The organism is Streptomyces sp. NPDC048295 (assembly GCF_040652135.1).
Classification (GTDB): domain Bacteria; phylum Actinomycetota; class Actinomycetes; order Streptomycetales; family Streptomycetaceae; genus Streptomyces.
Window position 1 is genome coordinate 13324 of record NZ_JBEZLL010000051.1, and the last position, 14528, is coordinate 27851.

2 protein-coding genes are annotated in these 14528 nt (G+C 73.1%); both read left to right on the top strand.

The features are described 5' to 3' along the window. Nucleotides 1–135: 135 nt before the first annotated feature. Complete coding sequence (locus AB0D53_RS40365) at nt 136–6189, top strand: type I polyketide synthase (RefSeq protein WP_362454343.1); 6054 nt, start codon at nt 136–138, stop codon at nt 6187–6189. Next, nucleotides 6186–14528 (top strand): SDR family NAD(P)-dependent oxidoreductase (locus AB0D53_RS40370; RefSeq protein WP_362454344.1); only part of this gene is annotated, 8343 nt, incomplete at its 3' end. The genes AB0D53_RS40365 and AB0D53_RS40370, both read left to right, overlap by 4 nt.

Here is a 14528-nt window from a genome sequence, read left to right on the forward strand (position 1 = left end):
ATCGTCCCTTCCCGGCAGCGACTGATGGTGGTGCCGCCCAGCCTCGCCACACCCGCTAACCGCAACCTTCGTCCGCCCTAAAGCCTTTAGACGGTTGCAAGGGGCTCCTTAGCCCGCGCCGTGAGCCTTTCACTCGTGACCACCCAACTGACCGCCGAGGACAAGCTCCGGGACTATCTGCGCCGGGCGACCGCCGAACTGCGCGACACCCGCAGACAATTGGCCGAGGTCGAGGCCAAAGCGGCCGAGCCGGTCGCGATCGTGGCGATGGCCTGCCGGTATCCGGGAGACGTGCGCGACCCGGACCAGCTGTGGCAACTGGTGTCCGGCGGTGTCGACGCGATCACACCGTTCCCGGCCAACCGGGGGTGGCCGCTGGGCGAGTTGCACGACCCGGACCCCGACCGGCACGGGCGGTCCTACGTGCGCGAGGGCGGGTTCCTGCACGACGCGGACGAGTTCGACGCGGAGTTCTTCGGTATGAGCCCGCGCGAGGCCGCGGCGACCGACCCGCAGCAGCGGCTGCTCCTGGAGATCGTCTGGGAGGCGGTGGAGCGGGCCGGGATGGACCCGGCGGATCTGCGCGGCAGCCGGACCGGCGTGTGGACAGGTGTGATGTACGACGACTACGCCGCCCGGCTGCGTCCCATGCCCGCGGAGTACGAGGGCTACCTCGGCAGCGGCAGCGCGGGCAGCGTCGCCTCCGGCCGGATCTCCTACACCTTCGGCTTCGAGGGCCCCGCGCTCACGGTCGACACCGCGTGCTCGTCCTCCCTGGTCGCCCTCCACCTCGCCGTGCAGTCGCTGCGGCGCGGCGAGTGCGATCACGCGCTGGCGGGCGGGGTGACGGTGATGGCGACCCCCGACACCTTCATCGAGTTCAGCAGGCAGCGCGGCCTGGCGAAGGACGGGCGCTGCAAGCCGTTCGCCGCGGCGGCCGACGGCACCAGCTGGGCCGAGGGCGCCGGCATCCTCATGCTGCGCAGGCTCTCCGACGCCCAGCGGGACGGGAACCCGGTCCTCGCCGTCGTGCGCGGCAGCGCCGTCAACCAGGACGGCACCAGCAGCCAGCTCACCGCACCCAACGGACCGTCGCAGGAACGGGTCATCCGCGACGCGCTGGCCGACGCGGGCCTGACCCCCGCGGAGGTCGACGCGGTCGAGGCGCACGGGACCGGCACGACACTCGGGGACCCGGTCGAGGCCGGGGCCCTGCTCGCCACGTACGGCCGCGACCGGCCGACTCCGCTGCTGCTGGGGTCGCTCAAGTCCAATCTCGGCCACACCCAGGCCGCCGCCGGGGTCGCCGGTGTGATCAAGATGGTGCAGGCCATGCGGCACGGGATGCTGCCCAAGACCCTGCACATCGACGAACCGACCCCGCACGTGGACTGGGCCTCGGGCGGGGTGTCACTGCTGACCGAGCACACCCCGTGGCCCGGCCCCGAGGACACCGCCGACCGGCCGAGGCGGGCCGCGGTGTCGTCGTTCGGCATCAGCGGCACCAACGCCCACGTCGTGCTGGAGCAGGGTCCCGACGCCACGGTGTCGCCGGGGACCGCCGGCGCGCCGTGGGTGCTCTCGGCCGGCTCGGCCCCGGCTCTGCGCCAACGTGCCGAGGAGTTGGCGGGCATGGCGGCCACCGCCCCCGGTGCTGTCGCCCACACACTTGCCACGCGCAGGGCGCACTTGCGCCACCGGGCCGCGCTGCTCGACGACAGGCCGGCCGGCCTGCGCGCGCTGGCCGAGGACCGTCCGGCCCCGGGCCTGGTCCGAGGGGTCGCACAGGACGGCCGTTGCGCGTTCGTCTTCCCCGGGCAGGGGTCGCAGTGGGTGGGCATGGCGACCGGGCTGATGAGCGAGTCGCCGGTGTTCGCCGAGTCGATCCGCCGCTGCTCCGGGGCGATGGCGCGGTTCGTCGACTGGGACCTGGTCGAGGAGTTGGCCGGCCCGCTCGACCGGGTCGATGTCGTGCAGCCGGCGCTGTTCGCCGTCATGGTCTCCCTCGCCGAGCTGTGGAAGTCGGTCGGCGTCCGGCCGGACGCCGTCGTCGGGCACTCACAGGGGGAGATCGCCGCGGCCTACGTCGCGGGAGCCCTCGGTATCGACGATGCCGCCCGGATCGTCACCCTGCGGTCCAGGGCTCTCACCGCACTCGCCGGCGGGGGCGGCATGGTGTCGGTGGCACTGCCCGCGAAAGAGGTCGAGGCGCTGCTCGGTGCCGGGGCCGGCGTCGCGGCCGTCAACGGCCCGATGTCGACCGTCGTCTCCGGACAGAACGGCGCGCTCGACGAGCTGATGGCGTTGTGTGCGAAGAGGGACATCCGCGCGCGACGGGTGCCTGTGGACTACGCGTCCCACTCCCCCCAGGTCGAGCAGATCCGGGACGAGCTGCGTACCGCGCTCGCGGGGATCGCACCCCGGCCGTCGAGCGTGCCCTTCTACTCCACACTGACCGGCGAACTCATCGACACGTCCGCCCTGGACGGTGACTACTGGTACCGCAACCTCCGCGAGCAGGTGCGGTTCGCGCAGGCCACGACGGCACTCGCGGACGCGGGGCACGGCCTGTTCATCGAGGTGAGCCCGCACCCGGTGCTCACCGTCGGCCTCGACCACACCGCCGTCGGTACGCTGCGGCGCGACGAGGGCGACCTGCGCCGGTTCCGTGCCGCGGCCGCCGAGGCATACGTCCACGGCGCGGACATCGACTGGGCGACCCTCATCGAGCCCACCGAACCGGTGGACCTGCCGGGCTATCCGTTCCAGCGCAGCCGATACTGGGTCGACACCGTGGCCGGCAATGTCGGCGATCTCGGTCTCGGCCAGGCCGACCACCCCCTGCTGAAGGCCGTGGTCGACACCGCGCACACCGGCGAGACCGTCCTGACCGGACTGCTGTCGCTCCCCCGCCAGCCCTGGCTCGCCGACCATACGGTGTCGGGTACGCCGCTGCTGCCTGGTGCCGCGTTCGTGGAACTGGCGGCCCATGCCGGGCACCTGACCGGCTGCGGCCGCATCGCCGAGCTGACCCTGCACCAGCCGCTGCCGCTGCCCGGGACGGAGTCCGTGCGCGTGCAGGTGGTGGTCGGCGCGGAACGGGACGGTCACCGCGAGATCAGCGTCTACAGCGGCAGCGACGAGCAGTGGACCGTCCACGCCTCCGGTCTGCTCGCGCCGGACACCGGCATCCCCGTGCCGCCCCTGTCCTGGCCACCCGAGGACGCGACGGAACTCGACCTCCGCGGCGCCTACGAGCGGCTCGCCGAGGCCGGTCTCGGCTACGGCCCGGCGTTCCGCGGCCTGGTGGCGGCCTGGCAGGGCGAACGGGTGCGTTACGCCGAGGTGGAGCTGCCGGTCGAGCCCGGCGCGTTCGGGGTGCACCCGGCCCTGCTCGACGCCGCGCTGCACGCCGCGGCGCTCGACGGAGCGGCGCGGCTGCCGTTCAACTATCGCGACGTGACCCTGCACGCGGTCGGCGCCACCCGGGTCCGGGTCCGGCTGACCGAAGTGGACGGCGACACGGTCTCCGTGCTGATCACCGACGAACAGGGCGAACCGGTGCTGGAGATCGGTGCCCTGACCGTGCGGCCGTTCGCCGCCGGCTCGCTGACCGTCCGGCCACCGCTGTACGCGCTCGACTGGGTCGAGGCCGAGGCCACCGAGGACGCGGACCGGGTCGTCGCGGACTTCACGGCGGAAGCCGACGTTCACGCGGCCACCACCCGGGCGCTCCGGCTCGTCCGCGACCACGCTGCCGAGGGGCCGCCCGTGACGGTGGTGACCAGGCGAGCCGAGGGAGCGGGAGCGGTCGACCCCGTCGGTGCGGCCGTGTGGGGGCTGATCCGCACCGCGCAGACCGAGCACCCCGGCCGCTTCGCCCTCCTGGACACCGACGAGGCGCCGGCCGGGGTGGCCGGCACCGGCGAACCGCAGCTGGTGGTGCGTGACGGTGTCGCCATGGCACCCAGGCTGGCCCGCGCCGGTGAGGGAATGCCGGTGCCCGCCGGACCGTGGCGGCTGGCCCGGGGCGCGCTCGGCAGCCTCGACCGGCTGCGCCTGGACCCGTGCCCCGAGGTCGCGGATGCTCTGACAACCGGTCAGGTCCGTATCTCCGTGCGCGCGGTCGGGGTGAACTTCCGGGACGTGCTGATCACCCTGGGCATGGTGCCCGACGACGACCGGGCCGCGGCCACCGAAGGCGCGGGCGTGGTCACCGAGGTCGCACCGGACGTGACCGACCTGGCCCCCGGTGACCGGGTGATGGGCCTGTTCGCGGGTGGCGCCGGCCCGGTGACGGTCACCGACCGGCGTCTGGTCACCCGGATGCCGCGCGGCACGGGGTTCGCCGAGGCCGCCGGCATGCCGATCGTGTTCCTGACCGCCTACTACGGCCTGGTCGACCTGTGCGCCGCGCGGCCGGGCGAGCGGATCCTGGTGCACGCGGCGGCCGGCGGGGTCGGGATGGCCGCCACCCAGCTGGCCCGCCACCTCGGTCTCGACGTGTTCGGCACCGCGCACCCGGCCAAGTGGTCCGCGCTGGACATTCCGGCCGACCGGCTCGCCTCCTCGCGCGACCTCGACTTCGCCGACCGCTTCGCGGACCTGGACATCGTGCTGAACTCTCTGGCCGGCCCCTTCGTCGACGCTTCGCTGCGGACCATGCGACCGGGCGGCCGGTTCCTCGAACTCGGCAAGACCGACATCCGTTCCGGGCTGCCCGGCTACCGCGCCTACGACCTCGCCGAGGCCGGCCCCGACCGGATCGGCGAGATGCTCGCCGAACTCCGCGACCTCGTCGAGACCGGCGTACTGCGGCCGCTGCCGGTCACCGCCTGGGACATCCGGCATGCCCCCGACGCGTACCGCCACCTCAGCCAGGCCCGTCACATCGGCAAGGTGGTACTGCGCGTCCCGGCACCTCTCGACCCGGCCGGCACGGTGCTGATCACCGGCGGCACCGGGGGCCTGGGCACCCTCGTCGCCCGGCACCTCGCCACCGCCGGCATGCGCAACCTGGTCCTGGTGAGCCGGTCCGGCCGCGCGGCCGATCTGTCCGACCTGGACGCCGAGGTGACGATCGTCAAGGCGGACGCCGCCGACCGCGACGCCATGGCCGGGGTGCTCGCGGCCATCCCGGCCGAGCACCCGCTCACGGCCGTGATCCACGCGGCAGGGGTGCTGCGCGACGCCACCGTGGACAGGCTCGGCCCGGAGGACCTGGAGGCCGTGCTGCGCCCCAAGGCCGACGCCGCGGTGCACCTCGACGAGCTGACCCGCGACCTCGACCTGTCGGCGTTCGTGTTGTTCTCCTCGCTCGCCGGTACGCTCGGCGGCCCGGGGCAGGCCAACTACGCCGCGGCGAACGCGTTCCTCGACGGCCTCGCCAGACGGCGGCAGTCCGCAGGACTGCCCGCCACGTCGATGGCCTGGGGGCTGTGGGCCACGCCGAGCGGTATGACCGGTCATCTCGACGAGGCGGACCGCGACCGGCTGGCCCGCGACGGCCTGCCCGCCATGTCCGACGAGCAGGTGCTCGCACTGTTCGACGCGGCTTTCGGCAGCGCCCTGCCGGTGGTGGTGCCGGCGGTGATCGACACCGCGGCGCTGCGCAGGGCCGATGCCGTGCCCCCGGTCCTGCGTGGCCTGGCCGGGACGGGCCGTACCCGGGTCAGGACCGCCGGCGCACCCGACGCTTCGTGGTCCACGCGGCTCGTCGGCCTGTCCGAGCGTGCCAGGTTCGACGCGGTGCTCGACCTGGTGCGATCCACCGCTGCCGCCGTGCTCGGCCACGGCGGCAGCCAGGCGGTGGCCGACACTCGTGCGTTCAAGGAGCTGGGGTTCGATTCGCTGACCGGGGTCGAGCTGCGCAACCGCCTCGCCGCGGCGACCGGGCTCACCCTGCCGGCGACGCTGGTGTTCGACCATGCAACGCCCCGCGCACTGGCCACCCACCTTCGTGACCGGCTGCTTCCCCGGCAGGAATCGCCATCCGTGCTCGACGAGCTGGACCGGGTGGCCGCCGCACTGCGCGGTGAGGAGGATCCGGCCACCCTGCTGCGGGTCGGTGACCGGCTGCGCGACCTGCTCGCCGGAGTCGCCCCGCCCGGAGAGGTGGACGAGCGGCTGGAGACCGCGTCGGACGGCGAGATCTTCGACTTCATCGACAACGACTTGGAGGTGCGGTGACCACCGAGGAGAAGCTGCGCGACTACCTCAAGCGCGTCACCGCGGACCTGAGCCGCACCCGTCAGCGGTTGCGCGAGGTCACCGACGCCGACCGCGAGCCCATCGCGATCGTGGCCATGAGCTGCCGGTACCCGGGCGACGTGAGCTCGCCGGAAGAGCTGTGGGAGCTGATCGCCGCCGAGGGTGACGCGATCGGCCCGTTCCCGGCCGACCGCGGCTGGGACCTCGATGCGCTCTACGACGCCGACCCGGACCTGCCGGGCCACACCTACGTGACCCGAGGCGGGTTCGTCAGCGGCGCGGACCGCTTCGACGCCGGGTTCTTCGGCATGAGCGCGAGAGAGGCCGCCGCGACCGACCCGCAACAGCGGCTGTTGCTGGAGACCTCGTGGGAGCTCTTCGAGCGCGCGGGCATCGATGCCGGCACCTTGCGCGGCAGCGACACCGGTGTGTACGTCGGCGTGATCGCCCAGGACTACGCCAACAGGCTGCACGAGCCGGCGGACGGGGTCGGCGGGCATCTGCTCACCGGGACCACGACCAGCGTGGCATCCGGCCGGATCGCGTACACCTTCGGCTTCGAGGGCCCCGCACTCACCGTGGACACCGCGTGCTCGTCCTCACTCGTCGCGCTGCACCTCGCGGTGCGGGCACTGCGCAGACGCGAGTGCGGACTCGCGCTGGTCGGCGGTGCGACGGTGATGGCCACCCCCGGAGTGTTCACCGAGTTCAGCCGGCAACGCGGGCTGGCCCCGGACGGCCGGTGCAAGGCGTTCGCCGCCGCGGCCGACGGGACCGCGTTCGCCGAGGGCGCCGGCATGCTGCTGGTCGAACGGCTCTCGGACGCCGTGCGGCACGGCCACCCGGTGCTCGCCGTGGTGCGGGGCACCGCGATGAACTCCGACGGCGCGTCGAACGGGTTGACCGCGCCCAACGGTGCGGCACAGGAACGTCTGATCCGGCAGGCGCTCGCCGATGCCGGCCTGTCTCCCGCCGACGTCGATCTGGTGGAGGCGCACGGCACCGGAACGACGCTCGGCGACCCGATCGAGGCCAGAGCCGTACTGGCCGCCTACGGCCGGGACCGGGCGGAGCCGCTGTGGCTGGGGACGGTCAAGTCGACGCTCGGGCACACCCAGGCAGCCGCCGGGGTGGCCGGCGTGATCAAGGCGGTCCAGGCCATCCGGCACGCCACTCTGCCGAAGACCTTGCACGTCGACGCGCCGACCCCGCACGTCGACTGGGCCGAGGGCAAGGTCGAGTTGCTCACCGGGTCGCTTCCGTGGCCCGCGGTCGGCCGGCCGCGCCGGGCCGCGGTGTCCTCGTTCGGCATCAGCGGGACGAACACGCACGTGATCCTGGAGGAGGTTCCGGCGAGCCCGGCGCCGGACCCGGTCCCGGCCCCGCCGGTGGTCGCGGTGCCCTGGTTGCTCTCCGGGCCGGACGACGCCGGTGTACGTGCCCAGGCCGAATCGCTCGCCCACTACCTGGACGGCCATCCCGACACCCATCCGGTCGATGTCGCCGTGACCCTCGCCAGGCACCGCACCGCGCTGCCCCGCCGGGCCGCCGTCGTCGCCGCCGGCCCCGACGCTCTCCGCACCGCTCTGACCACGGTGGACGGTCAGGGCGAGGCGGGTGAACTCGGCGGCATGGCGTTCCTGTTCACCGGTCAGGGCAGTCAGCGGGCCGGGATGGGCCGGGACCTGGCCGCCAGGTTCCCGGTCTTCGCCTCGGCATTCGACGAGGTCGTGGGCCGTTTCGACGGCCTCCGCGAGGTGATGTGGGGCGCGGACCGTGACAGTGCCCTTCAGGACACCGGGTGGACACAGCCGGCCCTCTTCGCCTTCGAGGTCGCCGTGTGCCGGCTGCTCGCGCACTGGGGTGTGCGTCCGGACCTGTTGATCGGGCACTCGGTGGGAGAGATCGCCGCCGCGCACGTGGCCGGCGTGCTGTCCCTGGACGACGCGTGCACCCTGGTCGGCGCCCGTGGCCGGCTCATGCGGGCGCTGCCCGCCGGTGGCGCGATGGTCGCGGTGGAGGCGGGCGCGGACGTCCTCGCCGAGGCGGTGGCTCCGGTGGCCGGCCGGGTGACGGTGGCGGCCGTCAACACCGACCGTGCCGGCGTGCTCTCCGGTGACGAGGACGTGGTGCTCCGGCTTGCGGAGGAACTGTCCGCGCGCGGGCACCGGACCAGGCGGCTGCGGGTCAGCCACGCGTTCCACTCCCCCCTGATGGAACCGATGCTGGCGGAGTTCCGTGCCGTCGCCCGGAGCCTCACCTACCGGGATCCTCGGATCGCGGTGGTGTCCAACGTGACGGGTGAGGTCGCCCCGGCCGACCTGCTGCGCTCACCCGATTACTGGGTCGAGCACGTCCGCGCGACCGTGCGCTTCGCCGACGGCGTACGGGCGGCACGTACTGCGGGCACCGGGACGTTCGTCGAGGTCGGTCCTGACGCCGTGCTGGCCGGGATGGCGGGCTCGGTGCTCGGGGACGAACCCGGGGTCGCGCTGCTGCCGGTGGCCAGGGCGAACCGGCCGGAGGACCACACCGCCACCGAGGCGCTCGCGGGGCTGCATGTCCGCGGCGCCGACGTGAACTGGGGTGCGTACTTCGACGCAACGGGCGGTAGCCGGATCGAGCTTCCGACGTACTCCTTCCGCCGGGACCGGTACTGGCTGGCCGGGCGGAGCGGGGACGGCGGCGCCGGGCACGCGCTGCTCGGGGCCGCGGTCGGGCTGGCCGAGCGCGACGAGGTGGTGTGCACCGGACGGCTTTCGCCCCGGTCGCACCCGTGGCTGGCCGACCACACCATCGCGGGTGCCCTGCTGCTCCCCGGCACGGCGTTCGTCGACCTGGCCGGCCATCTGGCCGACCAGGTCGGGGCGGCCGGGATCGAGGAGCTCACCATCGAGGTCCCGCTCGTCCTGCCGGACCGGGATTCGGTGGCCGTCCAGGCCGTTGCCGGCAGCGCGGACGAGACGGGGCGCCGACCGGTCACCGTCCACTCCCGTGTCGATGACGGCGAGTGGGTCCGGCACGCGAGCGGTGTCCTCACCGGCACCGGCGCACCGGCCCAGGACCGGATGGTGTGGCCCCCCGCCGGGGCCGCACCGGTCCCGGTCGACGACTTCTACCCGGGCATCGCGGCGGCCGGCTACGGCTACGGACCCGCGTTCCACGGGCTGCGCGCCGCGTGGCGGGCGGGCGCCGAGATCTACGCCGAGGTGCGGCTGCCCGACGGGATCGACAGCGCGGGCTACGGTCTGCACCCCGCGCTGCTCGACGCGGCGCTGCACGCCATCGGTCTGGGCGATGCCGATCCCGACCGGGTCCGGCTGCCGTTCGCCTGGTCCGGCGTGCACCGTCACGCCGACGCGGCGACCGAACTGCGGGTGCACATCCGTCCGCTGGGGACGGACAGCTACCGGCTGGTGTGCACCGACCCGGCCGGCGACCCGGTGCTGACCGTCGAATCGCTGACCATGCGGCCGGTCCCGCAGGGGAACCTGACCACGGACCGGTTGCTGGACATCGCTTGGACGCCGGTGGCGCCGGGCTCCGGCGAACGGCTCGATGTCGCGTGGTGCTCGACGGCGGACGAGGCCCTGCGGGTGGTGCGGGACCGCCTCGGTGCGGACGGGCCGCCGCTGGTGATCGCGACCCGCGACGCCGTCGCCGCCGTCCCCGGCGACCGGGTCGCCGACCCCTCCCGGGCGGCGGTGTGGGGGTTGGTGCGGTCCGTACAGGCCGAGCACCCCGGCCGGTTCGTACTCGTGGACACCGACGGTGAAATCCCGCCCGGCCTTCCGGCCCAGCACCCCCAGCTCGCGATCCGCGGCGGGCTCCCGCACGTTCCCCGGATCTCGGCAGGCGGCCCTTCCCGACTGCGGGTGCCCGGCGAACCGTGGCGGCTCGACGCCTCGGCCGAGCGGGGCACCACCGACAGCGTCGAGTTGGTGCCCTGCCCGGAGGCGATCGCTCCGCTGGCGGCCGGCGAGATCCGTGTGTCCATGCGTGCCGCCGGTGTGAACTTCCGGGACGTGCTGATCGCGCTCGGCAGGTATCCGGGCGAAGCCACGATCGGCAGCGAAGGCGCCGGCGTGGTCGTGGAGGTCGGTGCCGAAGTCACCGACCTCCGGCCGGGTGACCGGGTGATGGGCATGTTCGCCGGCGCCGCCGGTCCCCTCTCGGTGACCGACCGCCGGCTGGTCACCCGGATACCGGCCGGATTCACCTTCGCCGAGGCCGCGGCGACGCCGATCGTGTTCCTCACCGCCTACTACGGCCTGGTCGACGTCGGCCGGTTGCGGGCCGGTGAGTCGGTGCTGGTGCACTCCGCGGCCGGCGGCGTCGGGATGGCCGCCGTCCAGCTCGCCAGGCACTGGGGCGCGGTCGTGTACGGCACGGCGAGCCAGGCCAAGTGGCCGGCGACCGGGCTGCCCGAGAACCGCCTCGCCTCGTCGCGCGACCTCGACTTCGAGGAGCGGCTGCGGGCGGCGACCGGCGGCGAGGGTTTCGACATGGTGCTGAACTCGCTGACCGAGGGGTTCCTCGACGCGTCATTGCGGCTGATGCCGCGCGGCGGCCGGTTCGTCGAGATGGGCAAGGCCGACATCCGCGACGCCGCCGACGTGGCCGAGGACCATCCCGGCGTGCGCTACCGGGCGTTCGACCTCGGCGAGGCGGGGCCCGACCGGATCAAGGAGATGCTCACCGAGTTGGTCGCCCTGTTCGAGGCGGGCGTGCTGACCCCGTTGCCGGTCAGCTCGTGGGACGTACGCAACGCCCCGGCCGCACTCCGGTTCCTCGGGCAGGCCAGGCACGTCGGCAAGGTCGTCGTCACGATCCCGACCGCGCTCGACCCGAACGGCACGGTGCTGATCACCGGGGGCACGGGCGGCCTCGGCCGCACGGTCGCCGAGCACCTCGTGCGTCGGCACGGCGTGCGGCACCTGGTGCTGCTCAGCCGCTCCGGCGGTGATCCGGGGCCGCTGGCCGACCTCGGCGCCGAGGTCGATGTGGTCCGGTGCGATGTCGCGGACCGGGAGGCGCTGCGGGCCGTGCTCGCCGGAATCCCGCAGGAGCATCCGCTGACCGCGGTCGTCCACGCCGCCGGGGTCGTCGACGACGGCGTCGTGGCCTCGCTCACCCCCGAGCGCCTGCACACGGTACTGCGCCCGAAGGCCGACGCGGCAAGGCACCTGCACGAGCTGACCGAGCATCTCGATCTGGCCGCTTTCGTGCTGTTCTCCTCACTCGCGGGCGTGCTGGGCAGTTCGGGCCAGGGGAACTACGCCGCGGCCAACGCCGCGCTCGACGCCGTCGCCCAGCACCGGCGCGTGCGCGGACTGCCCGCGGTGTCGGTGGCCTGGGGCATGTGGGAGCGGCGGAGCGGGATCACCGAACACCTCGATGCCCAGGACCTGGACCGCATGACTCGCGCCGGTCTGCCCGCGCTGCGCGACGACGAGGCACTCGCCCTGTTCGACGCCGCACTCACCACCGACCGGGCGCTCGCCGTCGGTGCCCGGATCGACGTGAAGGCCTTGCGGGAACCCGTGCATCCGATGCTCCGCGGCCTGGCCGGCACACCCGCTCGCAGGGTCGCCGGGACGGGTGGCGGCCGGGGCGACTGGCTGGCGGCGGTACCGCCCGCGGAGCGCCCGGCCGCCCTGCTCGACCTGGTACGGGACAAGGCCGCGGCCGTGCTCGGCCATGCGGGGAGCGAGACCATCGGCGCCGGCCGGGCGTTCCGGGACCTGGGTTTCGACTCGCTCACCTCGGTCGAGCTCCGCAACCGGATCGCCGACGCGCTCGGCGTCCGGCTGCCGTCGACGTTGGTGTTCGACTACCCGACACCGACCGCGCTCGCCGGCTTCCTGGACGGGGAACTCGGCGCTTCGGCGGCATCGCCCGCTCAGCCGGCCGACGCGGCACAGTCGCTCGACGAGGACCCGATCGCCATTGTCGGGATGGCCTGCCACTACCCGGGCGGAGCCGACTCACCCGACCGGCTGTGGCAGCTGGTCGAGTCCGAAGTGGACGCGGTGGGACCGTTGCCGACCAACCGCGGCTGGGATCTCGGTGAGCTGTTCGACCCGGATCCCGACCGCCACGGCAAGTCCTATGTCCAGGAGGGTGCGTTCCTGTACGACGCGGACCTGTTCGACGCGGAGTTCTTCGGCATGAGCCCGCGCGAGGCGACCGCGACCGACCCGCAGCAACGCCTCCTGGTGCAGACGACGTGGGAGACCTTCGAACACGCCGGCATCGATCCGTCGACGCTGCGCGGCGATCAAGTCGGCGTGTTCGCCGGGGTGATCGCCGGCGACTACGCCGTCGGAGCACCGGAGGGCTACGAGGGGCACCTGTCGACGGGCAACACGACGAGCGTGGCATCCGGCCGGATCGCGTACACCTTCGGTCTTGAGGGGCCGGCGCTCACGGTGGACACGGCGTGCTCGTCGTCGTTGGTGGCGCTGCACCTCGCGGTCCGGTCGTTGCGGCAGGGCGAGTGCACGATGGCCCTGGCCGGCGGAGCGACCGTGCTGTCGACCCCGACGGCGTTCGTGGAGTTCAGCCGCCAGCGTGCGCTGTCGCCGAGCGGGCGTTGCAAGGCGTTTGCGGGTGGCGCGGATGGTACGGGGTGGGGTGAGGGTGTCGGGATGGTCTTGCTGGAGCGGCTGTCGGATGCCGAACGCAAGGGGCATCATGTGCTGGCTCTGGTGCGTGGTACGGCCATCAATTCCGATGGTGCGTCGAACGGTCTGACCGCGCCGAACGGGCCCTCGCAGCAGCGGGTGATCCGTGCCGCGCTGGCCGACGCGGGACTGTCGACCTCGGATGTGGATGTGCTGGAGGCGCATGGGACGGGGACCGCGCTGGGTGATCCGATCGAGGCCGAGGCGGTGCTCGCGACCTACGGCCGCTCCCGTGAGCATCCGCTGCTGCTGGGTTCGCTGAAGTCGAACATCGGTCATACCCAGGCCGCCGCCGGTGTGGCGGGGGTGATCAAGATGGTGCAGGCCATGCATCACGGGTCCCTTCCCAGGACCCTGCACATCGACGAGCCGACCCCGCACGTCGACTGGACGGCCGGTGCGGTCAGTCTCCTGACCGAGCCCGTCTCCTGGCCCGAGACCGGACGACCGCGGCGGGCCGCGGTGTCCTCGTTCGGGATCAGCGGCACCAACGCCCACGTCATCCTCGAACACACCCCCACACCCGAACCCGTCGCGACAACAGCACCGGTGCCGGGTTCAGCGGTGATTGCTCCGTGGCTGTTCTCCGCACGGACCGAACAGGCCCTGCACGACTACGCCGACGCACTGCGCACCGTCACCGCCGATCCCGCCCACGTCTCCGCGGCCCTGGCCACCCGCCAGACCTTCGAGCACCGAGGCGCACTCGTCGACGGCCAACTCCTCACCAACACCGGCGCTGGCGTTGGCATGGGCACGGGTAGGAGGGTTGCGTTCCTGTTCACCGGTCAGGGTTCCCAGCATGCCGGGATGGGACACGACCTCTACCGGTCCGAGCCCGTCTTCGCCGCCGCGATCGACGAGATCAACACCCATCTCGGCGAGACCATCTTCGCCGACGACCTCGGACCGACCGGCAACGCCCAGCCCGCCCTCTTCGCCCTCCAGGTCGCCCTCCACCGCCTCCTCGAACACTGGGGCATCACCCCCGACATCGTCTGCGGACACTCCATCGGCGAAATCGCCGCCGCCCACATCGCAGGCATCCTCACCCTCCCCGACGCCTGCACCCTCGTCAGAACACGCGCCCGCCTCATGCAGAACCTCCCCACCGGCGGCGCCATGATCTCCATCCGCGCCACCCTCGAAGAAGTCACCCCCCACCTCACCCCCGGCGTCAGCATCGCCGCCATCAACGCCCCCGACGCCCTCGTCATCTCAGGCACCGAACACGAAACCCTCGCCACCGCAGCCCACTTCCCCCACACCAAACGCCTCCACGTCAGCCACGCCTTCCACTCCCACCTCATGGAACCCGCACTCCCCGCATTCCACACCACCGCCCAAACCCTCACCTACCACCAACCCACCACCCCCATCATCACCACCACACCCGGCGACCCCACCACCCCCCACTACTGGACCAACCAGATCCGCACCACCGTCGACTTCGCCACCGCCACCACCACACTCACCAACCACCTCACCATCGAACTCGGACCCCACCCCACCCTCACCACCCTCACCAACGGCCACCCCACCCTCCACCGCACCACCCCCCACCACACCACCCTCGCCACCACCATCGCCCACACCTACCTCAACGGCACCAACCCCACCAACCCCCACACC